The sequence below is a fragment of the Pseudomonas sp. P108 genome (assembly GCF_032613195.1).
Lineage (GTDB): Bacteria > Pseudomonadota > Gammaproteobacteria > Pseudomonadales > Pseudomonadaceae > Aquipseudomonas.
The window spans coordinates 3282828-3306228 of sequence record NZ_CP126691.1 but is presented as its reverse complement, the minus strand read 5'-3'; the positions used below and the strand labels follow the sequence as shown (position 1 = coordinate 3306228).

Here is a 23401-nt window from a genome sequence, read left to right as displayed (position 1 = left end):
CTAACATGGCCTGGCATTTCAATGCAGCACTTCACAATAACTTCGGATATAAACATGAAAAAGTTCGCTTTCGCAGTACTCACTCTTTCCGTACTGGCTGCCTCCACTGGCGCACTGGCTGAAGAAGAAGCCGCTAAAGCCGTCAAGGGCGGCAGCGGTCAAATCAGTTTCACCGGCGTCATCAACAACGACGCTTGCTCGGTAGATGGCGCTTCGGGTAACGACAAGATGATCGCTGTGGACATGGGCAGCGTGTCGATCAAAGACATGGGCACCGATTCTGCCCCGGGTGCTGGTCGCGTGGCTGCCAACGATTTCAACCTGAAAGTGAACTGCAACGCCGGCACCAAAGTGTCGATGCTGTTCAAACCAACCGTCAACGGTGGTTCGGGCCTGGTTGATGGCAAGAAAGTTCTCAAGCTGCAAGGTACTGATGCAGCCAAAGGCGTAGGTATCGCGCTGCTGGACAGCAACGGCCAGTTGATCGACCTGAGCTCTGAAGCCACTGCCAAAGTACAGACCAGTCTGACCGGCGACGGCACCACTGGCGGCGACGGCACCCTGTCGTTCGCAGCCGCTTACGTCACCACCGGCGACAAGACCACCGCTACTGCAGGTACCGGTAACGCCACTCTGCCGTTCGTTCTCGAATACGAATAAGCAGCGCGCAATACCTGGACGGGGCCGCTGTGCCTCGTCCTTCCCCACCAGATCAATCGGTGAAAACTATGTTAAGTCGCTATTTTCCGCTCTGCCTGGGGCTTGCCGGGTTGTTGATGACGCACTCGGCATTCGCCAGCATCTCCTTGAGTTCCACCCGGATCATTTTCGATGGCGCGCACAAAGAGGCAAACGTCACCGTGCGCAACGGCGGGCAAACCATCCTGGCGCAATCGTGGCTGGATGCCGGCGACGCGGCTGGCAGCGCGCCGCCGTTCGCGGTGACTCCACCGCTGGCCCGACTCGAACCCAATCAACAGCAACTGTTGAGGATTCTTTATGAAGGCCGCGGCATGCCTGCGGACAAAGAGTCGGTGGTGTGGCTGAACGTGCAGGAAATCCCTCAGGCCAGTGCTGCCGATGTCAATACGCTGCAACTGGCGGTACGTCAGCGCATCAAGGTTTTCTTCCGTCCGGACGGACTCACCGGAGCCGCCGCGCAAGCGCCGGTGCAACTTGTATGGCAACTGGTCACGCAAGCTGGCAAGTCGGTACTGAAAGTAAAAAATCAAAGCAATTACCACGTATCGCTGGCCGACCTGAAAGTCGCTGCTGGAAATAAAGCGGAACTGGTGATTGATTCGACAATGATCGCTCCGGGCGAAGTTCGCTCGTTCAACTTGAAAGAGTTGCCACCCGGTTCTCCACGCCTGACTTTTTCAGCCATTAATGATTACGGCGCACAACAACGATTCGATGCACCACTCAGCGCTATCGAAAGTCATGCCGAGCGCGTGAAAGATGCATCCGCCCAGTAACTTCCTCGCCCCGCCCCGCCAATTCACAAGCTATTTACGAGTTCCGGACTCCGGTTGAAGCAACACGGACTGATAAGGCAAATTGCATGTTCTCCTCCCAACACCACACATCTTCAAGTTGTGTAAAGCATCACGTTGTGCGCCATAAAAGCAAAACGGCGTTGGGCTGCCTGCATCCATTGTGCTTTGCCATCAACATGGCCATTTGTGGCTTCGCCATGGGTGCCGAAGCCCCGGCCGCGGTAGCGGGTGAAGCGTTCAATACCTTGTTTCTGGAAGGTTCATCGGCGGTCGATCTGCAACCTTTGTTGAATGCCAACAGCGTTCTGCCAGGCCGATATCGCGTTGACGTTTTCAGCAACGGCACGCTGGTCGGGCGTCGCGACGTTGATTTCGCGGCCAACCCGCTCAACGGCAAAGTCGAGCCACGTATCACCCTGGAATTGTTACAGCAGCTGGGTGTGGACATGAGCAAACTGCGTGAGCAAGGTCTGGTTGATGAGCAACGGCCTGCCGATCACTACGATCTTGCGTCGATGATCGAGCAAGCCAGTATCAGTTTTGACGCCAACCGCCTGCGCCTCAATATCAGCGTGCCGCAGGTTGCTATGGCACGCGGCATGCGCGGCTATGTTGACCCAGAGCTTTGGGACGATGGCGTGGCCGCCGGATTCATCAACTATCAGTTGAGCAGCACCCGCAGCAAAACCGATTACTCGACGCAAATCTCCAATAATCTGGGGCTGCGCAACGGCATCAACTTCGGTGCCTGGCGTTTGCGCAACGAGTCCAATCTGAGCAGTGCCACCGGCCGGCCCAATCGGTTTGTCAGCAATCGCACGTTCATCCAGCGCGACCTCACGGCGATCAAGGGGCAACTGAGTGCGGGTGAAATATTTTCCGATTCGGATCTGTTCGACAGCGTGCGCTATCAAGGCGTCAAGGTGGCCTCTGATGAGGGCATGCGCGCAGACAGCGAGCGCGGCTATGCGCCGATCATTCGTGGCGTGGCTGAAACCAATGCGAAGATCGAGGTCCGCCAGGATAACTACATTCTTTACACCACCAACGTGCCGCCGGGGCCGTTCGAGATCAGTGATATCTATCCATCGGGTTCCAATGGCGATCTGGAGATCACCATTGTCGAGGCGGATGGTCGGCGCAAGGTCACCCGGCAGGCGTTCTCCGCCTTGCCGACGATGGTGCGTGAGGGACAGTTGAAGTACAGCCTGTCGAGCGGCAAATTCAACAACAACAGCGAGGGCTACGACAAGCCGGCCTTCCTGGGCGGCACTTTCGCCTACGGTCTGACCAGCAACCTGACAGGCATTGCCGGCATTCAGGCCAGCAATGGTTTCAAGGCGCTTTCCGTCGGTGCGGCGAAGAACACTTCGATTGGCGCGATGTCGCTGGACGTGACTCAATCGTCCAGCAAGGCATTCGGTAAAACGACCCAGGGCAGCAGCGTACGCGCGCTCTATGCAAAGACCTTCACCGGCACCGATACCAGCTTCACCCTCGCCGCCTATCGTTATTCGACCGAGGGTTACCGCACGCTGACCGACCACGTTCAGGACACCAGCACCGGCGCTACGCGGCGCGCAGGTAACGCCAAAACCCGTACCGACCTCACGGTCAACCAGACCCTGGGCGAAGCGCGCCAGTACGGCTCGCTGTACTTGAATGCCAGTGATCAGCGCTATTGGGATCGCGGCGGCTCGCGCAGCTTCTCCGCCGGTTACAACAACAATTGGCGCGACCTGAACTACAACATCAGTTTGAGTAAAACCGAAGAGTTCGGCGCACGCGGTGACACCACTCACGACACCCAACTGAGCGTTTCGATCTCATTCCCGCTCGGATCGACACCTCGCGCACCTCGCGCCTACATTTCCAGCAATCATCAGAATACCGGCACCAGTACACAAGCCGGGATCAATGGTTATCTGACTGAAGACAGTGACACCTACTATTCCGTACAGACCGGGCGCAGTGTGCAAGGTGATCGCTCCGGCTCACTCAGCCTGAGTACCCGTACAGCGATGGGCGATCTGGGATTGGGCTACAGCCGAGGCAGCGGTTATGAATCACAGAACCTGAGCGCGGCCGGATCGATCGTGGCTCACGCGGGGGGAATCAACATGGGCCAGACCGTCGGCGAAACATTCGCAATGGTGGAAGTGCCTGGCATGTCAGGGGTAGAAGTCAGCAGCTACTCCGGCGTGAAAACCGGCCTCAACGGCTATGCCGTCCTTCCAAACGCACAGCCCTATCGCGTGAATTGGGTGACACTGGACACACGAAATCTCGGCGGTGACATAGAGCTGGACAACGCCACTCAACAACTCGTACCGAGACGAGGTTCAGTAGTGCTTGCGCGCTTCGAAGGCAGCAAAGGGAGACGGATCCAGTTCGAACTCTACGATGCCGAGGGCAAACCCCTCCCATTCGGAGCCGTATTGATGGACGCCGAAGGTAAACAACTGGCACTTTCCGACCCCACCGGCAAGGCGTTAGCGCTTGTTACCAAAGATCAAGGCATCATCACAATCAAGTGGCAGGGCAAGAGTTGCCCCGCCCCCTACAAGCTTCCAGAAAGGCTAAAGGATTTGAACTATGAGCATTACCGGCTTTCTTGCTCTACCAGCGTAGACACATCGAAATAACACGTTCAATTCTTCAATCTTCAACATCAAGGCTCTGATTTATTCAGAGCCTTGTCGTTTCTGCGCGTCTAGCCATGGCGCATAAAAACAAGACAATTCCTATATCCACACGCAGAAGACTCATTACCATAAAAGGCGTAGTGAGCACTCACGCGCAACCGTGTGAGATCAATAGCCCCACCGCCCTATAGGCGAGAAAGCCAAGAGAATTAGCCATGCCAAAAATCAGTGCAATGAGCGTAACCATCTATAAGAAAAAACCAGAGAACAACCAACACATAAAATCAGATTCGCAAAATCATCTAGCACTTACGAAGAAAACCACAAGCGACGACAAGATTAGAATTGAGTCCAGCGAAGAAGGTGTTAATACGGTCAAACAGCCTATTAGTGCAGTCGAGCTCATAAAAAAACAAATTGCCGAGATGCAGCAACAACTTGCAACTCGCAGAGCAGAGCTGGCTAAAACCGAAAGAATGAATATGCCAGAAGAAGAGAAGGCTCAAAGAACAATCGAGATTCAAAATCAGATTTCTGTATGCGCTGGCAACCTCCACGCGCTGCAGGCAACATTGATCCAAATGACACTCAGCGTTGACACACACGCTTGAAATCCCCGCCGATGGCCGCACAGGCACGGGCCAACGCCTCATGGCGCGTCGCAAAGCGACGCGCCGATGTGTCCCGAGCCTACCGATCAGCAACTGCCGGGCGGGATGCCTTCCTTGTTAAAATCTTTAAGGCGCTTTTGCTCTTCCTCTGTGGAATGCGCCGGCGTCGATTGATCCGGTACTTCTTCCTCTGGAAATTGTGCTGTTTCTTCAGTCATTGCTTTGCCCTCGTTCTGGTTACTCATTCGGCATCGGCCGAGGGCTGGCAGTTCCAAAACTTCGCACCTTCTCCCTCTCGGCGAGCAAGTGCTCTTAAGTCTCTGGATAGCGCAACCTCACCCCCATTCGAGCTTCGTTGCAAAGCTGGTTACGACCAAAAACCCTTGTGCGGCTCAGCCGCCTCCCCCTCCAGCATCGGCCCCAACACACTGACCTTGCGCTGCCCCTTGGCGAACACCTCGCGGCATGGCAGCGAGAACGTCGGGTTCTCCGGATGGTCACCGGTCAATCCCAGTAACGCATGCTCCGACAAGGCATAAACCACCCGCCCGATCCCGGTCCAATACACCGCGCCGGCGCACATGCAGCAAGGTTCGGCGCTGGTGTACAGCGTGCACAGTTCCAGCTCTTGCGGCGACAGCAGTTTTGCCGCTGCGGCGGCCGCCACCAACTCGGCATGCTGAGTCGGATCGCCTTGCGGCGGCATCGAGTTGTTCCCCGCTTCGACAATCACCTTGCCGTTGCGATCCGCCACCAATGCCGCGAACGGATGGCGACCGCGTTGTTTCGATGCCTCGGACAAGGCGATGGTCTGGCGCAGCAAGGCCAGATCAAGCTCGCTGACGCCGGCCGGAATGAGCTGAGTGAATTGATTCATGGGTAACTCCTGGGCAGTGGAAAACAAAAGTCAGTCGGCCAGTTCAGCGCCGATGGTTTCGGTCGATTTTTTATCGTTGTTGAGCAGGATGTTGAGGACAATGGCGGTGATCGCGCCGAGGAAAATCCCGCTGTCGAGTACCAGTTTCAGCGTTGGCCCAACGTGTTCGAACAGCGCCGGAAAGGACATTGGCAGCACTCCGACACTTACCGATACGGCGACGATGATGCCGTTGCGAGTGCCCTCGAATTGCACCCGCGACAGTTCTTGAATGCCCGCCACCGTGGTCATGCCGAACATGACGATCGCACAACCGCCGAGCACCGGAGTCGGTACCGCGGCGATCAAAGCACCGAGTTTCGGGAACAAACCCATCAGCACCATGATTGACCCGGCGGCGGCCACGACGAAGCGGCTTTTCACGTTTGAGAGCGCAATCAAACCGGTGTTCTGGGTGAAGGCGTTGTAGGGAAAGCTGTTGAACAAGCCGCCGAGCATGGTCGACAACCCATCGGCGCGAAACGCATTGCCGAGGGTTTGTTGCGTAGTCGGTTTGCCGGTCAGTTTGCCGATCGCCAGGCAGTTGCCGGTGGTCTCGGCCATGATCACCAGCATCGCCAGGGTCATGATCAGAATCGGCACCGGCGCGAATTCCGGCGCGCCGAATGCCATCGGCGCGCTCAGCTCAAACCACGCGGCTTCGCTGACCCGATTGAAGTGAGTCATGCCGCAAGCCGCTGCGATCAGACTGCCGACGAACAAGCCAATCAGCACGCTGAGGTTGCCGATGAAGCCCTTGAACTTGGCGTAAATTACCAGCGTTACGCTGACCGTGGCCAGGCCCAGCAACAAGTTCGCGGGATTACCAAAATCCGCCGAGTCGGGATTGCCACCGCCCAGCCAGATCGCCGCTGCTGGCATCAGCGAGATGCCGATGATGGTGATCAGGCTGCCAATCACCACCGGCGGGAAAAACCGTAGCAAGCGGCTGAACACCGGCGCCAGTGCAATAGTGATAAAGCCTGCCGCGATCACCGCGCCGAAAATCTGACTGAGGCCGAATTCCTTGCCGATCATGATCATCGGCGCCAGGGCAATAAACGAGCAGCCCTGAATCAGCGGCAGCCGCGCGCCGAACTTCCAGAAACCGAGGGTTTGAATCAGCGTCGCCACGCCAGAGGTCAACAGGTTGGCGTTGATCAGCAACACCACCTGCGCCGAGGTCAGGCCCATCGCACTGCCGAGAATCAGCGGCACCGCCACCGCTCCCGCGTACATCACCAAAACATGCTGCAAGCCAAACGTGAACAACTGTCGCAGTGGCAAAACCTCGTCCACCGGATGAATGCGTTGTGGGGTCATTTCACACGCTCCTGAAGGTGCGGCATCTGTTGAGATCGCGGGCATGCTCAGGGGCGTTGAAGGGTAGATCCGCCCCGGAGATCGTTTGACGCGGGGCCATATTTGAACGTTTATTACGATGAAACAAATTAGCAACCATCGCTTTTTTCGATGGCACAATCAGGCATTCGTTAGCCGCTCCAAACCTTTATTTTCGACCCGGGAGTTCACCGCTTGCGCTTCTCACTCGATCAACTGTTGATGTTCGTCCAAGTGGTCAAAAGCGGATCGTTTTCCGCCGCCGGGCGCAAACTGGGCAAGACCCAATCGACCATCAGCGCGGCGATTGCCAACCTCGAAACCGACCTTGGCGTCGACCTGTTCGACCGCAGCAACCGCAGCCCCGCCCTCACCGCCAGCGGCCACAAATTGCTGGTGCAGGCCGAGGCTGTGCTCGAACGCTGCATGACCTTCGAAGCCCACGCCGACTGCCTGTCGGACAACGTCGAGCCCAGCCTGACGCTCGCCATTGAAACGCCGTATGGCCCGATCATGCCGGTGCTCAAAGCCTTCGAAGCCGCGTTCCCGTTTGTCGACCTGATCATTCGTCACCCGGTCTACGGCGACGTCAGCGAACTGGTCAGCAGCGGCGAAGCGGTACTCGGTGTGGCGTTCTCCCAGCCCGGCTATCCCAAGGAACTGGCGTTCCAGCAACTGGGCAAATTGATCATGCTGCACGTCTGCCACCCCGATCATCCATTGGCGCAACTCGACAACGTCACCTTCGACGACCTGCATGTCCATCGCCGCCTGGCCTTCAGCGCCCACGCGAGCAAACTGCCGAGCAGCGAATACCTGCGCTCGACCCAGTTGTGGCAAGCGGAAAGCTATCTGGCGTTACTGGAAATGGTCCGCGCCGGACTCGGTTGGGCCACCCTGCCCCGCCAGCTCGTTCAGCGTGAACTGGCCAAGGGTGAACTGGTGGAACTGCAGCTCTCGGCGTATCCGCATACCGACTGGCAGATTGGTGTCGACCTGCTGTGGGCGCGGCAACGACCGCTGGGCAAGGCCGAACGGTGGCTGAAGGAGAAATTGCAGGGCAACAAGGTGTATGAGCTGGATCGCAACGGACAGATCACCACGCTTTGACGTGCGGACCAAGAGGCCCGCCAGAGCGGGCCTCGATTTCAGGCCAGTTTGACTGTTTCAGTCTGAGCGTTGTGCTCAGGACGGATCTTGAACCAGATGGAATACATCGCCGGCAGAAACACCAGCGTCATGATGGTACCGACGAACGTGCCGCCAATCAGGGTGTAGGCCAGCGTGCCCCAGAACACCGAGTGTGTCAGGGGAATAAACGCCAGGATGGCCGCCAGCGCCGTCAGCAGTACCGGCCGCGCGCGTTGCACCGTGGCTTCGACCACGGCATGGAACGGGTCCAGTCCTTCCAGCGTGTTGTGATGGATCTGCCCGATCAGAATCAGCGTATTGCGCATCAGGATCCCCGACAGCGCAATCAGCCCGACCAGCGCATTGATGCCAAATGGCTGATTGAAGATCAGCAGCGTCGGCACCACACCAATCAAGCCTAATGGCGAGGTGAGGAAGACCATGATCATCGCCGCGATCGAACGCACCTGCACCATGATGATCAGCAACGTCATGGCGATCATGATCGGCAGCAAGGGCAAGATCGCCTTGCCCGCCTTGCCGGATTCCTCGATGGCGCCTGCCTGCTCGATCCGGTAACCGGCAGGCAGTGTTTCGATGATCGGCTGCAACTGCTTGAGGATCACACTCGAAACATCCGGTGGCTGCAAGCCTTCGGCAATGTCGCCACGCACGGTGATGGTTGGCGTGCGATCACGGCGGCGCAGAATCGGATCCTCCATGCGCACATCGACCTCGCCGATCTGCGACAACGGGATGCGTTGTCCCGCCGCGCCGACCAAGGTGAAACCTTTGATTTGCGCCGGGTCGAGCCTGATATTGCCAGCGGCACGCCCAACAACCTGGACAGACCGAATATCCTCGCGCACCGCGGTAATCGGCACTCCGCTCAGCAGGAACTGCAGTTGCTGGGCAACCGCATTCGAGGTCAGCCCCACTGCTTGCAGACGGTCCTGATCGAGACTGAAATGCAATGTCGGGGTCAGCGGTCCCCAGTCAGTGTTCACTGTTCTCATCATCGGGCTGTCTTGCAGCACGCCGCGGACCTGCTCGGCGATGTCGCGCAACTTCGCCGGATCAGGCCCCATCACCCGGTAGGCAACCGGGAACGGCGAATAAGGACCAAAGACAATTTGCGTTGCCCGCACACGAGCCTCCGGCGCGAGGCCTTCAGCAACTGCTTCTCGAAGTCGGAACTTGAGGGTTTCGCGTGCTTCCTGACTGTCCGTCAGCACGACGATTTTGGCAAAAGAAGGATCGGGTAATTCTGGCGCCATCGCCAGGAAGAAACGTGGCGCACCTTGGCCGATATAGGCTGTGACGATTTTCGCCTCATCCTGCTTGTGCAACCAGGCTTCGACCTTGGCGGCCGCGTCACTGGTCTGCTCGATCGAAGTGCCGTAGGGCATCTGCACCTCGATCATCACCTCGGGGCGATCAGAGGTCGGAAAGAACTGCTTCTTCACCAGCCCCATGCCTGGAACGGCGACGAAAAACAGCGTGACCACCGTGCCCGCCACCAGCCATTTGCGGGCGATCACCGCGGTCAGCAGCCGGCGGAAGCGGTTGTAATTCGGCGTGTTGTAGATCGCCGCGTGGCCACCTTCGACCTTCTTGATGTCCGGCAACAACTTCACGCCCAGATAAGGGGTGAACGCCACCGCGACGACCCAGGAAGCGATCAGCGCGATGCCGACGATCCAGAACATGTTGCTGGTGTACTCGCCGGCAGTGGACTGGGCAAAACCGTTCGGCAAAAAGCCGATTGCGGTCACCAGCGTACCGGACAGCATCGGCGCCGCCGTATGGCTCCAGGCGTAAGCGGACGCTTTGATGCGATCGTAGCCCTCCTCCATTTTCACCACCATCATTTCAATGGCGATGATGGCGTCATCGACCAACAGCCCGAGTGCGAGGATCAATGACCCGAGGGTGATGCGATCAAAGTTCTTGCCAGTGGCGGCCATCACCACGAACACGATCGCCAGGGTCAACGGCACAGCCGCGGCGACCACTACCCCTACCCGCCAGCCCATGCTGAGAAAGCACACGAGCATCACAACCAGCAGCGCGACAAAAAACTTGACCATGAACTCGCCGACCGCCGAGTCGATATTGACCGCTTGGTCGGTGACTTTGGCGAGGGTCATGCCCAATGGCATTTCCGCATTGATCCGGGCGGTCTCGGCATCCAGCGCCTTGCCCAGATCCAGACCATTCCAGCCTTCGCGCATCACCACGCCCAGCAGCAGCGCATCTTCACCGTTATTGCGCACGACAAAAGTGGCCGGGTCTTCGTAACCGCGTTCAACCGTCGCCACATCAGAGAGCTTGAGTGTGCGCCCCTGCACGGAGACCGGTGTGTCGCGAATTTTCTGCACCTTGTCGAAAGCACCGTCGAGACGCAGAAACACCTGCGGCCCATTGGTTTCGATGGACCCGGCGGGCGTCAGCATGTTCTGACTGTTCAGCGCGGCGAAGATGTCCTGCGGCGACAAGCCGAGAGTCGCCAAGCGGTCATGGGAAAACGAGACGTAGATGCGCTCGGCTTGCTCACCGATGATATTGACCTTCTTCACCCCCGGCACATGCAGCAGACGCTGGCGCATGGTTTCCGCATCACGCACCAGCAAGCGCTGCGGCTCGCCTTTGGCTTTCAAGGCGAACAGCGCGAAAGTCACGTCGGAAAACTCATCGTTGACCATCGGCCCGATCACACCGGCCGGCAACCTGATGGCTTCATCGTCGAGTTTCTTGCGTGCTTGGTAGAACTCTTCCTGCACTTGCGAGGGCGGCGTGCTATCGAGCAACGACACCATCGTGAACGCCAGTCCCGGACGGGTGTAGGTTTCCGAGCGGTCGTACCACTTGAGTTCTTGCAGGCGCTTTTCAAGGGGTTCGGCGACCTGATCCTGCATCTCTTGCGCCGTCGCACCAGGCCACGCGGTAATCACGGTCAACTGCTTGACCGTAAACGGTGGATCTTCCGCTCGACCCAGCTGAAAGAACGACAACGTCCCTGCAACAGCGATCAGAAAAATCAGGAACACCGTGATCGCCCGCTCGCGCACGGCGATGGCGGACAGGTTGAATCGCCCGTGGCTCATGGACGACTCCCGGCAACGCTGGCTTCGCTCTGTTGCGGCAATCGCACCTCTTCGCCATCGCGCAGCAGGTGGGCGCCCAACGCCACCACCTGCTCACCGGCAGTGAGGTCGCCGGCGATGCGGGCCGAATCATCGCTCAACCCGAGCACCTGCACCGCGCGCCAGGTCACTGTTGCCGGCGTTCCGGCGATGACCCACACACCGGGGCCTTTGCCCGGATCGTAAACGGCGGCGATGGGGACTTGTAACGCTTGAGCCTGGGTGGCGCCCTCGGCAATGCTGAGGGTCACGGTCGCACCGATTGGCGCATTGGCCAGCGAACCTTCGAGCACATAGCGCGCCTCGAACGTGCGCGTGGTGCGGTCTGCCGAGTCCGAAAGCAGCCGCAGTTTTGCCGTCACCGCCGCTGAATTGACCCCGTAGAGGCTGGCTTGTGCGGTGGAGCCGGCTGCCGGGCGCAACGTTTCGGGCAGATGCACGATGGCTTCGCGCTGACCTGCACGCGCCAGTCGCACCACCGGTTGTCCCGGGCTGACGACTTGTCCAGGTTCAGCGAGTGTTTCCACCACCACGCCGTCCGCATCAGCGACCAGCAGCGCATAACCTGAAGCATTACGCGCTACGTCCGCTTGCGCTTGCGCGGCATTGAGCTGCGCCTTTGCAGTCTCTGCGGCGGCTCTGTACTGGTCGTAGGCTGATGCCGAAATGGCGCCAACGCTGACCAGTTTGCGATAGCGAGCCTCATCGTCGGCTGTCTGTTTGGCGCTGGCGCGAGCAGCGATGACCGCCGCCTGCTGCGCCCGCGCTTGCAGTCCGAGATCGATCGGGTCGAGACGCATCAGCGGCTGACCCCGCTTGACGACCTCCCCCGTATCAACCAGACGTTCGAGCACTTTGCCCGACACGCGAAAACCCAGGTCGCCCTGAACACGCGCCGCGACCACTCCGGTGAAAGAGCGAGCGACATCGGGTGATGCTTGCACCGCAGCGGATCTGACCAGCGGCGCCTGCGTACGGGGGTCTGCAACGCTGGAAGATTCGCTACAGGCGCCCAGGACAAGAGGCAACAAGCATGCGGCAATGGGGAAAGGTCGGAGCCGGCGCATAGATTCCCTTACTGAGGAATAGGATGATCATCATATTCTCAGACTTGTGACCAATATCGTCAATAGTCACAATCTGCATTCTGACCACCTGCGAGATCGAACCACGAATCGACCGTCAGGCCTGACTAAAAACGGTAGCTCACCGAAGTCCCGAGCCCGCTCGCACTGTTCTTGTATCTGGCACTGTAGGCACCTCTCGATGCCGAGGTGTCGTTGACCTCGACGCTCTCCTCCCAAAGGTAGGAATAAGCCAGGTCGACCGTGACATTTTCCACGGGCGTCCAGCCGGCCCCGAAGCTAAGCATCTTTCGGTCGCCCGTCGGAATGCGCGGCCCCCGATTGGTGTTGTTGGCCGGTGACTGATCAACCGAGAAACCGGCACGAAGCACCCATTGGTTACTCAATTGATAGGCCGCACCGATCGCGTGAGCCCAAGTGTCATGCCAGTTCTGCTCTTCGCTGATCGTGCCCAATTGGCCACTCAGCAACGGCGGCAAGCCACTGTTCTCGATCGTCAGCTCCTTGAAGCGGCTCCAGCGCGTCCAGGTACTGCCCAGATAAAGCGTCCAGTCGTTATTGAATTGATGCGTGACCGAAAAGTCCACCGACTCGGGCGTGTCGACGTCCAGCGACGCGTCATAGCTGCGGCCGCTGACGCCCAGCACGCTGAAGATGCCATCGGTGACCTTGGTTTTCGCATCCAGGTGGTAACTGACTTTGGAGTGATAGGTCAGCCCCAGGCGGGTCCGGTCTGTCGCCTGCACCAGCACACCGGCGTTGAAGCCCAGCGCGGTGTCATCACCGGTGCTTTTCAGCTTGCCGTCATTACGCCCCGGGCTGAGTGGATTGGGGACCATGCCCGATATCTCGCCGCTGATACGGTTAATGGTCGGGCCGAAGCCGATCGAGACTTTTTCGTTAAAGGCGTAGCTGATGGTCGGCTGGAAAGTCAGCGTGGTGACTTCACTCTTGTTGGCGTAATAGCGCCCGGCAAAACCACTGCCGTAGTCGGTGATCAGCCCGAACGGTACATAAAAGCCGACGCCGAATGCCCAGTGGTCATCAATCGGTTTGACGTAATACCCCATCGGCACGGTGGTCGTCGGCACCATGTCGCCATCTTCATTGCCGCCGAACGTACTGCGCGTCCGGCTGATATCCGACTTGGCGAACAGTGTCGCCGCGCCCACGCTGACCTGCTCTCGTTTAATCCGCGCCATGCCCGCCGGGTTGCCGTAGATCGTACTGGCGTCTTCGGCTGATGAAGAGCGCCCGGCAAAACCGGAGCCCATCCCGCTGATGCTTTGTTCGTTGAGTGCAAAGCCACCGGCAAACACATTGGAAGACGCAAGCACGAAGGCCAGGCCCACGGGGCTCTTGAGCATTGTTTTTTTCATTATCGGGACTCTATGGAGATCACTGGAATAGAACATCGAGCATTACAGCGAAGCCATATTATCCATGTGACCAATTCAGTCAATGGTCACGACAAGCAAAATTCAACGCCCTCCCCGGCACTCATGTACCGGGAACAGGAAAACTTCATAAGGGGGATGTCGCCTTGACTCGAATCGCCTGAAAACCTTGTTCAGCGATGGGTCAAGGCATGAGGCTGCGCAGGATGAGGTTGGTGGTCAGCGTGGGCGCTTGCTCGATCAGATCCAGATTGTGTTGCAGCAGCAGCGGGTTGACGAAAGGTCGCAACGCCAGATTGATCGCCTCGACGGTCTCATCCAGCGGTGTCTTGCGCTCGAACTCCCCCGCTTCTCGACCTTGACGCACGATGTCGAAGATAAAGGCCTTGATCTGCGCCTCATACACCTGGGCACTGTTCCAGCGCTCCGAGGCGGAAAACGCCGCGATGTCGTAAAGCTTGCGGTCGTTGAAGAACAGATCCACACCGGTAGCGATCACGGTTTTCACCAACCTGCGAAAACGCTCGGTGGCTGAAACCTCTTCGGTATTAACCGCTTGTTCGACTGCTGCAGCGATTTGGCCCAGACAGTTGGCGCAAATGGCCTCGCCAATCGCCTGCTTGGAATCGAAGAATTTATAGATGTAGGCCTTGGAAAAACCGATGGCTTTGGCCAGGTCGGAAACCGTGGTTTTACCGTAGCCATATTGGCTGAAATGCTCGTTGGCCGCGGCGACAATCTGGTCACGAATGTCGTGTTCGGCGGGGCCGCGAGTGCTCGGCGAGGAGGTAGATACGGATGGCTGATTCATGGGGGCAGCTTACTCACCCTGTCGATGACTGACAACTCGCCGAGCATTGTTGAACGTGTTACACCACGGCGGCTTCAATCGTTCTGGAACGCCACGCAAACCCCAACACCATCAGCAACCCCAGGCCCGCCATTGCCGCGCCGGCCAGGGAGATCGCCGGATAACCCAGCCCGCTGCTGATCACCGCACCGCCCAGCGCTGCGCCAATCGCATTGCCGAAGTTGAAGGCGCCGATGTTCACCGCCGAGGCCAGATTGGGCGCGTCCTTGGCCGCTTCCATCACACGCATCTGTAGCGGCGGCACCAAGGCAAAACTGGCGATACCCCAGATCAGGATGGCCACGGCGGCCGGTAGCGGCCAACGCATCAGTACGGTGAACGCCAGCAGAACCAGAATCAGCACGCTCAGCGAGACGATCAGGGTGCGATCTATCGAGCGGTCAGCGGCCTTGCCGCCCCACATGTTGCCCAGCGTCAACCCGACACCGTAAAGCATCAGCATGGCGGTGATGAAGGCGGTGGATGCATGGGTCTCGCTGCTGAGGATCGGTGCGATGTAGGTGAAGACGGTGAACATGGCACTTGAGCCGACGACGGTCAGGGCCAGCGCGGCCAGCACCGGGCCGCGCCCCAACACTCGAATTTCTGCCATGACACCGACGCTTTGCGGCGCCCGCACGTTGGGCAAGGCGAACCACAACGCGGCCATGGTCACCACGCCGAGGCCGGTAATCCCCCAGAAAGCCGTGCGCCAACCGAACAGTTCGCCAAACCAGGCGGCCAGCGGCACACCGCCAATGGTCGCCAAGGTCAGGCCCATGAACATCGCCGCAACCGCCCCGGCACGTTTTTCCGGGGCGACCAGGGTGGCGGCGACGACGGAGCCAACGCCAAAGAAGGCACCGTGGTTCAGTGAGGTCACGACCCTGGCGACCATGAGACTGTAGTAATCGGTGGCCAGGGCTGACATCAGATTACCGAGGGTGAAAATCGCCATGAGCCCGATCAGCAGAGAGCGCCGGGGAATCTTGCCGGTGGTCAGAGTCATCAGCGGCGCGCCGAGCAATACCCCCAGCGCATAAGCACTGACCAGCAAACCGGCAGCGGGAATGGAAACGCCCAGATCCGCAGCGATACCCGGCAACATGCCCATGGGCGCGAATTCTGTAACGCCGATGCCGAAGGCACCGATGGCGAGTGCAACAAGTGGTGGATTGATACGCATGGAAAGCTCCTCATCTATGCTGCCAATGCTACGATCCCGCCCTTTCAGGCGGTAGATAGCGTTTTTGGCAATCACCTTTGCGTAGGAGGCACAAGTGGATTTCAACGGCAGGTCAGGTGAAATGAGCGTGTTCACTACCGTGGCGCAGGAAGGCAGTCTGTCGGCCGCCGCGCGTGCGCTAGGCCTGACACCTTCGGCAGTCAGCCGGATCATCGCGCGTACCGAGCAACGGCTTGGCACTCGCCTGCTGTTGCGCACCACCCGAGCGATCACCTTCACGGCCGAGGGCGAAGCGTTCCTGCGCGGCGCCCGGCGTATCCTCGCCGACATGGACGAAGTCGAAGAAGCCATCGCCGATCAAGGCGTGCCCAGAGGGCGATTGCGCGTCAGTGCCGCCCTTGGCCACGGCCGTCTGGCCATCGTGCCCTTGGTCGCAGCCTTCAGCGCCCGCTACCCGAACATCGTCGTCGACCTCACCCTCGGCGACGAAGTGGTCGACATTCTTGCCGGACAAGCCGACGTCGCGGTGCGCTTCGGCCATCTGCCCGACAGCCCGCTGAGCGCGCGCAGGATCGGCACCACCGGCCAGGTCGTGGTGGCATCGCCCGAGTATCTGCAGCGCCACGGCATCCCCCAGGAACCGGAGGACCTGTTGCAGCACAACTGCCTGCGCTTCAACTTCCGCCGTGCCGAACCCAACTGGCCGTTTACCCGCGATGGCAAAGCGTTTTCCCTTAAGGTCAGCGGCAACATCGAATGCAGCAGTGGTGAAGCGCTGGCACAACTCGCGCGAGTGGGTGCCGGCATTGCCCGTATCGGAGAGTTCAGCGTGAGTGAGGATCTGCAGCGTGGCGACCTGATTGCGCTGCTGGAAGCGTGGAATCCCGGGGACCAGGAACCGATTCATGCGGTGTTCGTCGGCGGCGCAGCGATGCCGGCGCGGGTGCGGTTGTTCGTCGACTTCTTGCTGGAGCATCACCGGATGTCAGCGCAGGTATAAGCTGATATTTGCGGATACTCGTGAAGTTGATGGCCGTCGTTAAAGACCGCTTTAGGTCAGGAACAGACATCTAAATACCCTCACTTGTATATTTCCGACAGACAAATCTTCACCACCAACGCGCAGAATCGGGAAGGTACACATTCATGGATCAGAAAAATGGCCAAGCCGGCACCGCCGACTGGGTCATCCGCAGTGTTCAGCCTGGGGGCATCGAGCGTATCGAAGCGTGGTTCGGCAGCCACGGCTACGATCCTCATCGACACGACACCTACTCGATCGGCCGTACGTTGGCGGGCGTTCAGAGCTTTCACTACGCAGGCTCGCTGCGCCACGGTGTTCCCGGCAACACGCTCGTGCTTCACCCCGACGAACTCCACGATGGCATGGCCGGCACTGACGCAGGCTTTCGTTATCGAATGGCCTACGTTGATCCGTCATTGATCCAGAACGTTCTGGGTGGGGAACCCTTGCCCTTTATCGCAGGGGGACTGTCGAGCGATCCGCGTCTGTTCCAGGCCAGTGAAGCATTCGTGCAAGCGGTGGATCATCCACTGGAAATACTGGAGGAACAGGACGCGCTGTATGACCTGGCGATGGCGTTGCGTGCGGTCGGCGGCAAGCCGCGCGGGCGCAAGCGTCTGGATTACCGCGCAGCCGAGCGCGCCAGAGCATTCATCCTGGAACATCTGCACACATGCATTTCGCTGGAGATGCTGGAACATGCCAGTGGGCGCGAACGCTGGAGCCTGTCACGCGACTTCAGAACACTTTACGGTACGAGCCCTTACCGATTTGTCACCCTGCGCCGTCTGGATCGGTTCCGCGCATTGGTGCTTGAAGGTTTCACCTTGGTGGATGCGGCCCTCGTCGCGGGTTTCCACGATCAAAGTCATATGACGCGACACTTCAGCCGCTGCTACGGAGTTCCGCCCATGCGCTGGCTGGAACGATTGCGGGCCGCGCGCTGACTTGCAGGATCGTACAAGAGCGCCCTGCTCCATGCTCTATAGGATGACGACTTCGACCAAAGAGGATCCGTCATGTCAAAGCTCCGTCATCAACAATCATCAGTTCCTGTAAACCTGGCACGTAAAGCGTCGCTCATCGAACAGCAATGGAGTCCCAGGGTTGTTGCAGAGATGAATGACTACCAGTTCAAGGTTGTGCGAATCGAAGGCGAATTCATCTGGCACTCACATCCTGAGACCGACGAAGCATTTCTTGTCCTGGAGGGCACCTTGCGCATCGACCTGCCGGATGGCTGCGTCTATGTGAGCCCGGGTGAACTGTATGTAGTACCCCGTGGTGTTGAACATCGGACGGCTGCTAAAGGTGAAACAAAACTGATGATGATCGAGCCACGAGGTATTTTGAATACCGGGCATGAAGATGGTGAAAGAACGGCCTTGAACGACGTCTGGATATAATCCAGCACCATCCTGTGCGATGTCTGCGCTGAGTTGGAAGATGAATTCACGATCTTGCGGGATAAGTGACAGTGCTATCCGATCCAGTGGCGCGCGTAGCGCTCAAAGAACTGATTGAAAAACACCTCAAGGGAAGAGATCCCGATTACGACCGTCTGATCGAAATTGTTCAGGATCCTTCGCGGCAAGTTCCGATCAGGGGTGTGCTTGAGGACATTAGACGGTACAACAAGGTCCAGTTCACGCAGCAGGACCTAGAGCTGATCGACGACCTTTTGTACATGTATGGCTGAGACAGTACGTTCTGGTTGCGGGCATGGGCCGGCGTGACTGGTTATGCCACTCACGCTCTCTATAATGAGTCACCGGCCATGCCTGGAGCGCTTGTTATGTCACCTTTCCCTGATCAAAAATCTGCTGTCGTTTTACGCCGTGCTTCAAACTGCGATCTGGAAGATCTGATAGCCATTCGGATTGAGGCCATGCGCGAAAGCCTAGAGCGGCTTGGGCGATTTGATCCTGATCGCGCGCGCGAACGGTTTCATAGTGGTTTCGACGCTAGCAGCACGCGCCGCATAGAAGTATCAGGTGATATGGTCGGTTTTGTCGTTCTCAAAGACCATCAGAGCGAGCTACTGCTCGACCACTTGTATGTGATACCTAGCGCTCAAGGAGCAGGGATAGGCACCGAAGTTCTCACTCGGATTTTCAGAGAGGCGGATGAGATCGGACGCCCTGTTAAAGTTGGCGCTCTCAAAGAAAGCGCTTCAAATCGCTTTTATATTCGCCATGGTTTCGTATTTGTCGAAAGCGGTGAATTTGATAATTATTATGTCCGCGCCAACAGTAATACCGTTCGTTTGGGCGACAGGCGGGATGCCCATACAGATACTTTCGGGAGTGATTAATGAGCAATGACCCCTGTGCTTTAGCTGCGCGCATGATTCGCAATTTCAATGATGTGCCGCTGCAATACGAGCGCCGCGACCCTCTTTACGAGAGCCATGGCGCGCGCCTCGGCACTGACACCGTCGCGCAGAAACTCGGTGCGTCGGTGGACATCGTCGCGCCAGGCAAGCGTTCTTGTCCCTACCACTTTCATTATGCTCAGGAAGAGATGTTCGTCATCCTGGAAGGGTTTGGCACCCTGCGCGTGGCGGGTGAAATGTTGCCGATCCGAAGCGGCGACGTCATCTTCATTCCGGCCGGCCCCGAATATCCGCATCAGATCATCAACACCTCGGATGCACCGCTGAAGTATCTGTCCATTGGCACCCGAGAAACCCCCGAAGTCTGCCAATACCCGGACTCTGGCAAATATCAGGCGATGGTCACAATCAATGGAGCGCGCGCGTTCACCGCTGTGCAGCGGCCCGGGACTACGCTTGATTATTGGGACGAGGAACCATGAGGGCGCCGTGTTATCGATCCCGGGCAGGTTTCCCCCGGCATTGCGAAACACTCGGCGTGCGCGAATGACACTCCGACCTCACTCCGCCCTTCAGGCTTTCATCAGTCTGTAAAAGTCCTCCAGCGCTTCGCGAAATTCCACAAGGGAAAAACTGATCGGCCGATTCTCGACGTCCCATCGAGTGGTAATACCGACTTCCAGGCCGCTGGACACGCTCAACCCAAAACGACGCCAATGCAGAGTCTCTCCGTCAATCACCTGTTCGGTCATCAACACAAAGCAATCGAAGTCCATATCATCGCCGCAGACCAACAGTGGAACTGGCGTCGATGTCCCGTCTTCTGCAGGAGCGAAGCGCCGTTTGGCGAGCGCGTCTTCTTCCTCGTCCAGCAACCACATCAATGAAAGACCGTTGAGGTCCTGATCGGGGTATTCGAGATGACTGTTCAGCCACTGTTCGATAGGTACGTTGTCGATAAATAGCCAGGCACAACGGCTACGACTGAATTTTGCTTGATGGTAAGCGGCATGGATGCGGTGATGCATGGGAAGTCCATTCAACGATAGAGGGCCGGCGGGAACATCCGGTGAGAAAACGCTTGAGTCGCCGAACAGGTTATCGCCAGATTTAACCCGTGCTGAAGGGCAACCTCGCGAAGTCATGTGTCAATTCACGCCATCCTTTCGCACTCTGCATGTGCGCAACACTTTTATAGGTGCCTCTTTTTGATGCTCGCCTGGCTGAACTTCAAAGAACAAAGCCGTCACGGATCCTTGGTTATTTACCAAAATGGTGCGCAAAAAAATAGTTTGACAGAGCCATCCAGCCAAACCTTAACTGGCCAGCAATCAGCTGATTTACAGAGTGATTTTTTCATTGTCGACGGTGAGAGCTTTTGATATCACGCAATCTGAACCCTCACTGCACCGTTGTTTTATTGAGTTGACAAGGTGCGGAGCAAGGAACCCACGAATTGAGTACATTTCGAAAGTATCTTTGCCTGGACTTGTTACTCTGGATCTACCTCGGCTGCTGGAATACCACGCTACCGCTGATCATCGTGCAGCGAGGAAGCCTGCTGGAGCTGGCGGTCTACGAAACAGCGCTCGCACTCGCGGCGATCATTTCGATGTTGTGTCTGGCGCCGCGTGTTGAGTCGATGCGCCGCACTACGGCGCTCAAGGTGGGCTGTTTTGCGATCTTGATGGCCAGCGTATTGCGATACGTTTTTGCCGCAAACTGGTATTCGCTTGATGCGCTGATACTGATCGATGTGATCGCGGCATCAGCATTTGGAATGATCCAGCCTCTGTTGGGTATCTATCCTGCGGAAACCGTTGATAAACATCGTGCGGACGCGGCATTTCGCGTCCGGCGCATCGTCGTTACTGTCGGCAGGGTTGCGGGGCCCTTGTTGTCGGGTATTGTTATTACGGTTTCTTCACTGGAAATCTCGCTGCTATTTGCGTCAATCGTGGGATTAGTCATCGTGGCGTTCGCCATGATGCTACCGGTGAGTGCAGCCCCTGCCCTGCTACGCAGAAAATCATCAGCCGATCACGTTAATGACATGCTTTTGGGGCTTAAACTCAAATGCGCTCTACCGGCAGAACAATTTTTGACTTTTTCAGGGTTGCTACTGGGTTTTGCCGTAACAGCGACGGTACCGATGTTGGTTCCAGCGCTCATACACACTCGCGGTTTAGCTGAAGGTAGCGTTGGCCTGTTCAATGCGCTGTTCGCGGGTGGGGCTGTTGCAGGTTTGTTCTTCTTAAGCCCGCTGATTAGCAAAAAGGAAAATCAGCGCAACAAGTATCTTGGATGTTGGGCCCTATTAACGTTTGCACTCTGTGCAGCGACGCAAGCCGACGAAATCTGGCAGTTGAGTACTTGTCTGTTTTTCGCCGGGGCGGCGAGTGCTTGCATTGCTATGGTCGGAATGGACAAGAGGCTCATGTCGATCCCCTCCGGCGTACGCGTACGACTGATGGCCTCCACATTAGTGATCAGTCAGCTAGGCAGCTCGGTTTCATTCATGATGACGGGCGCCATCATGTCCAGATCCGGCGCAAACAGTTTGATGTGGCTTTATCTCGGGGTATTTCTGATTATCGTCATGTATTCCATGCGATCAAAAAAGATATGGCACTTCCTGGAAGATGACGCTGAGTCAGAGCTGTATTACGCAAAAAACCATCCGGAACTTGCGGCGATCTTGAGTCCATGAAATGCGGTTGAAACGTTACTCGGTCAACTCAAAGTGAGCATCAGACTCCCCTTCCTGAGCTTCCGTGGCATTGCGCCCCGCCAATCAGGCAAGCACCGACGCGGCGACCTACACCGCGGCGCTAAGCCCGAATGTAGATTTGTAGCCACTCAGATCAAAAGCCAGGTCACCAATGATTGCGCCTCCCGCGATCGCCACTTGGACAATCGCCACCAGCAAGCCGCCTCCGGCCTGCGCAGCATCATCCGGAAGCGTTTGCGCCAGCCATGTCCACCAGCCGATCGGCGCGGCGGTGGGAACCAGTCCCCAGAGGCGAGTAATAAAGCAGGATCGCTTTCTGTTTCATCCCATCGTTGGACAAGGGCTGTTTTCAGCCGACCACAAGAGGCAGTAATCGGTCAAAAACGGTCGCTTGAAAATCTACTAAACTGGCGTTGATTGAGGTCAGGTTTGGAATTTTACGTTTCACAAGGAGGTGCTCATGACATTGGTAGAAAGCTCTGAGTTCATTCGTCACAAGCGATCACTTGACGTGTTTGCGAGACAGAGTCCCGGCTATGTTTACTTAATATCAAGATTTGATGATGACGACGGAACAATATGCACATTCGGAAGTATGGGGTATAGAGACAACCCAATAAAGACAGGGATTGGAGGCGTTGCGCTCGTCACATTGGCAGGTATGAAACAGCAGCGAAGAATTCAGCCTGCCGACCGTTTGCGAGGCCCTTTCATACAGGGTAGCCAACCTGTGCTCGGCACTCTAAGGGTCATCGAGAATCCGCAACAAGGTGGCGGCCATGCGGAAGAACTGTTTCTGAGGAAGCTCCCTCAAATGTTTGATGAATATGGCGCTGCAAGTAAGATTGATATTTTTATTTCCAAAATCCCGTGCGCCTCAGCATCCTCAAATTGGATATTGCCCACTGCAAACGGTGATCTGCTGCTTCCGGCGGGTTGCGCCAATAAGCTGGCTGCCGTCATTCGATCGAGTGAAGGCATTACTTGGCGAATATGGTGGGAGCACGGCTATCCGAATCAAGCCACTCATACTGCTTGCATTGGCGCATTGTCACAACTAAGAGGTTTGGCAATTGTTCAGCAATACTTTGGATAAGGTGGAATATTGCCCTGGGCCTTTCACGCCTTTTTACCCACTAGATGTTATCAGTCTAGATACAGGTTGAAATAGCAGGAAAGGCGCAGAGCCTAACCAATGATCGATATTGTTCGAAAGCAGCGAGACGTCAAGGCTGTGTCTATATAAAACGGAGCGTTATCCCACGGCTCATATTCATGAGCCAATACAGACTGCCAGGTGGGTGGCGTCAGGCCGGTAATATCAACCTTCCTGGTGTCTACCCTTGAATTCCTCCCCCGCCCGGGCATGCTCCGGCGTAGTCCGCACGCCCCTAAAGCCCCTGATTTACACAACAACCCTTATGTAACCCAAAAACACGCCGATACCGTGCAGCAGCACGGAAGCACCGCAGCAGCACTTACTTCATAGCAGGCAGGAACCCGA

Annotated in this window: 23 protein-coding genes and 2 pseudogenes; 14 read left to right on the top strand and 11 right to left on the bottom strand. The window is 57.4% G+C overall.

The features are described 5' to 3' along the window. The first annotated feature begins 54 nt into the window (after positions 1 to 54). The 4 genes from QOM10_RS14460 to QOM10_RS14445 all read left to right on the top strand — a co-directional run bounded on the left by QOM10_RS14460 (position 55) and on the right by QOM10_RS14445 (position 4755). Positions 55 to 660, top strand: a complete 606-nt coding sequence (locus QOM10_RS14460) for a fimbrial protein (protein WP_034154082.1) — start codon at positions 55 to 57, stop codon at positions 658 to 660. A 68-nt stretch (positions 661 to 728) separates the two neighbouring features. After that, positions 729 to 1478 (top strand): molecular chaperone, encoded by a 750-nt coding sequence (locus QOM10_RS14455; RefSeq protein WP_034154083.1) that lies wholly within the window; start codon positions 729 to 731, stop codon positions 1476 to 1478. Positions 1479 to 1696: 218 nt separating this feature from the next. Further along, complete coding sequence (locus tag QOM10_RS14450; RefSeq protein WP_127930400.1) at positions 1697 to 4144, top strand: fimbria/pilus outer membrane usher protein; 2448 nt, start codon at positions 1697 to 1699, stop codon at positions 4142 to 4144. A 215-nt stretch (positions 4145 to 4359) separates the two neighbouring features. After that, the gene (locus tag QOM10_RS14445; protein WP_316918355.1) at positions 4360 to 4755 is read left to right on the top strand and encodes a hypothetical protein; all 396 of its coding nucleotides are present in this window, start codon (positions 4360 to 4362) and stop codon (positions 4753 to 4755) included. Positions 4756 to 4841: 86 nt separating this feature from the next. On the opposite strand, the gene QOM10_RS14440 is transcribed toward QOM10_RS14445, so the two are convergent. From QOM10_RS14440 to QOM10_RS14430, 3 genes are all read right to left on the bottom strand, one after another. After that, positions 4842 to 4973: a hypothetical protein gene (locus QOM10_RS14440; protein WP_086936038.1), complete on the bottom strand. Its 132-nt coding sequence runs from the start codon at positions 4971 to 4973 to the stop codon at positions 4842 to 4844. A 149-nt stretch (positions 4974 to 5122) separates the two neighbouring features. Continuing rightward, entirely contained in the window at positions 5123 to 5632 is a 510-nt protein-coding gene (locus QOM10_RS14435) for a nucleoside deaminase (protein WP_127927602.1), read from the bottom strand. 30 nt (positions 5633 to 5662) lie between these two features. Beyond that, positions 5663 to 6994: a nucleobase:cation symporter-2 family protein gene (locus QOM10_RS14430; protein ID WP_316918353.1), complete on the bottom strand. Its 1332-nt coding sequence runs from the start codon at positions 6992 to 6994 to the stop codon at positions 5663 to 5665. Between the two features lie 213 nt (positions 6995 to 7207). Here QOM10_RS14430 and QOM10_RS14425 point away from each other — a divergent pair, with 213 nt between their 5' ends. Continuing rightward, positions 7208 to 8122: a LysR family transcriptional regulator gene (locus QOM10_RS14425; protein WP_316918352.1), complete on the top strand. Its 915-nt coding sequence runs from the start codon at positions 7208 to 7210 to the stop codon at positions 8120 to 8122. A gap of 38 nt (positions 8123 to 8160) precedes the next feature. On the opposite strand, the gene QOM10_RS14420 is transcribed toward QOM10_RS14425, so the two are convergent. The 5 genes from QOM10_RS14420 to QOM10_RS14400 form a co-directional block, all read right to left on the bottom strand. After that, on the bottom strand, positions 8161 to 11250 hold the full coding sequence (locus QOM10_RS14420; RefSeq protein ID WP_316918351.1) for an efflux RND transporter permease subunit: 3090 nt from the start codon (positions 11248 to 11250) through the stop codon (positions 8161 to 8163). After that, positions 11247 to 12356 carry an efflux RND transporter periplasmic adaptor subunit gene (locus QOM10_RS14415; protein ID WP_316918350.1) on the bottom strand — a complete coding sequence of 370 codons (1110 nt, stop codon included), beginning with the start codon at positions 12354 to 12356 and terminating at the stop codon, positions 11247 to 11249. The genes QOM10_RS14420 and QOM10_RS14415 overlap by 4 nt, the downstream gene beginning before the upstream one ends. Positions 12357 to 12481: 125 nt before the next feature. Beyond that, entirely contained in the window at positions 12482 to 13753 is a 1272-nt protein-coding gene (locus tag QOM10_RS14410; protein ID WP_316918349.1) for an OmpP1/FadL family transporter, read from the bottom strand. 202 nt (positions 13754 to 13955) lie between these two features. After that, positions 13956 to 14582 carry a TetR/AcrR family transcriptional regulator gene (locus tag QOM10_RS14405; protein WP_316918348.1) on the bottom strand — a complete coding sequence of 209 codons (627 nt, stop codon included), beginning with the start codon at positions 14580 to 14582 and terminating at the stop codon, positions 13956 to 13958. A 58-nt stretch (positions 14583 to 14640) separates the two neighbouring features. Continuing rightward, a complete protein-coding gene (locus QOM10_RS14400; RefSeq protein ID WP_316918347.1) occupies positions 14641 to 15807 on the bottom strand; it encodes an MFS transporter in 1167 nt (388 codons plus the stop codon). Between the two features lie 94 nt (positions 15808 to 15901). On the opposite strand from QOM10_RS14400, the gene QOM10_RS14395 reads away from it, so the two are divergent. The 6 genes from QOM10_RS14395 to QOM10_RS14370 all read left to right on the top strand — a co-directional run bounded on the left by QOM10_RS14395 (position 15902) and on the right by QOM10_RS14370 (position 19648). After that, positions 15902 to 16807: a LysR family transcriptional regulator gene (locus tag QOM10_RS14395; protein WP_316918346.1), complete on the top strand. Its 906-nt coding sequence runs from the start codon at positions 15902 to 15904 to the stop codon at positions 16805 to 16807. A 146-nt stretch (positions 16808 to 16953) separates the two neighbouring features. Next, on the top strand, positions 16954 to 17778 hold the full coding sequence (locus QOM10_RS14390; protein ID WP_127927584.1) for an AraC family transcriptional regulator: 825 nt from the start codon (positions 16954 to 16956) through the stop codon (positions 17776 to 17778). A gap of 72 nt (positions 17779 to 17850) precedes the next feature. Next, positions 17851 to 18237 carry a cupin domain-containing protein gene (locus QOM10_RS14385; RefSeq protein WP_127927582.1) on the top strand — a complete coding sequence of 129 codons (387 nt, stop codon included), beginning with the start codon at positions 17851 to 17853 and terminating at the stop codon, positions 18235 to 18237. Between the two features lie 71 nt (positions 18238 to 18308). Beyond that, positions 18309 to 18530: a hypothetical protein gene (locus QOM10_RS14380; protein ID WP_160040019.1), complete on the top strand. Its 222-nt coding sequence runs from the start codon at positions 18309 to 18311 to the stop codon at positions 18528 to 18530. Positions 18531 to 18626: 96 nt separating this feature from the next. Continuing rightward, positions 18627 to 19145, top strand: coding sequence for a GNAT family N-acetyltransferase (locus QOM10_RS14375; protein ID WP_160040017.1), 519 nt, complete (start codon positions 18627 to 18629; stop codon positions 19143 to 19145). Beyond that, a complete protein-coding gene (locus tag QOM10_RS14370) occupies positions 19145 to 19648 on the top strand; it encodes a cupin domain-containing protein (RefSeq protein WP_316918345.1) in 504 nt (167 codons plus the stop codon). Before QOM10_RS14375 ends, QOM10_RS14370 begins: the two co-directional genes overlap by 1 nt. A 90-nt stretch (positions 19649 to 19738) precedes the next feature. Here the strand turns inward: QOM10_RS14370 and QOM10_RS14365 are convergent, their stop codons facing one another. Next, positions 19739 to 20194 carry a hypothetical protein gene (locus QOM10_RS14365; RefSeq protein ID WP_316918344.1) on the bottom strand — a complete coding sequence of 152 codons (456 nt, stop codon included), beginning with the start codon at positions 20192 to 20194 and terminating at the stop codon, positions 19739 to 19741. Between the two features lie 183 nt (positions 20195 to 20377). On the opposite strand from QOM10_RS14365, the gene QOM10_RS14360 reads away from it, so the two are divergent. Then, positions 20378 to 20548 carry a hypothetical protein gene (locus tag QOM10_RS14360; protein ID WP_316918343.1) on the top strand — a complete coding sequence of 57 codons (171 nt, stop codon included), beginning with the start codon at positions 20378 to 20380 and terminating at the stop codon, positions 20546 to 20548. A 74-nt stretch (positions 20549 to 20622) separates the two neighbouring features. Next, positions 20623 to 21876: an MFS transporter gene (locus QOM10_RS14355; protein ID WP_316918342.1), complete on the top strand. Its 1254-nt coding sequence runs from the start codon at positions 20623 to 20625 to the stop codon at positions 21874 to 21876. Between the two features lie 84 nt (positions 21877 to 21960). Here the strand turns inward: QOM10_RS14355 and QOM10_RS14350 are convergent. After that, positions 21961 to 22188: pseudogene (locus tag QOM10_RS14350) on the bottom strand (MFS transporter); the annotation flags it as partial. Positions 22189 to 22357: 169 nt separating this feature from the next. Here QOM10_RS14350 and QOM10_RS14345 point away from each other — a divergent pair. After that, positions 22358 to 22993, top strand: coding sequence for a hypothetical protein (locus tag QOM10_RS14345; RefSeq protein WP_316918341.1), 636 nt, complete (start codon positions 22358 to 22360; stop codon positions 22991 to 22993). Positions 22994 to 23085: 92 nt separating this feature from the next. Here QOM10_RS14345 and QOM10_RS14340 read toward each other — a convergent pair. Next, positions 23086 to 23241, bottom strand: a pseudogene (locus QOM10_RS14340) (kinase); the annotation flags it as partial. Positions 23242 to 23401 lie beyond the last annotated feature (160 nt).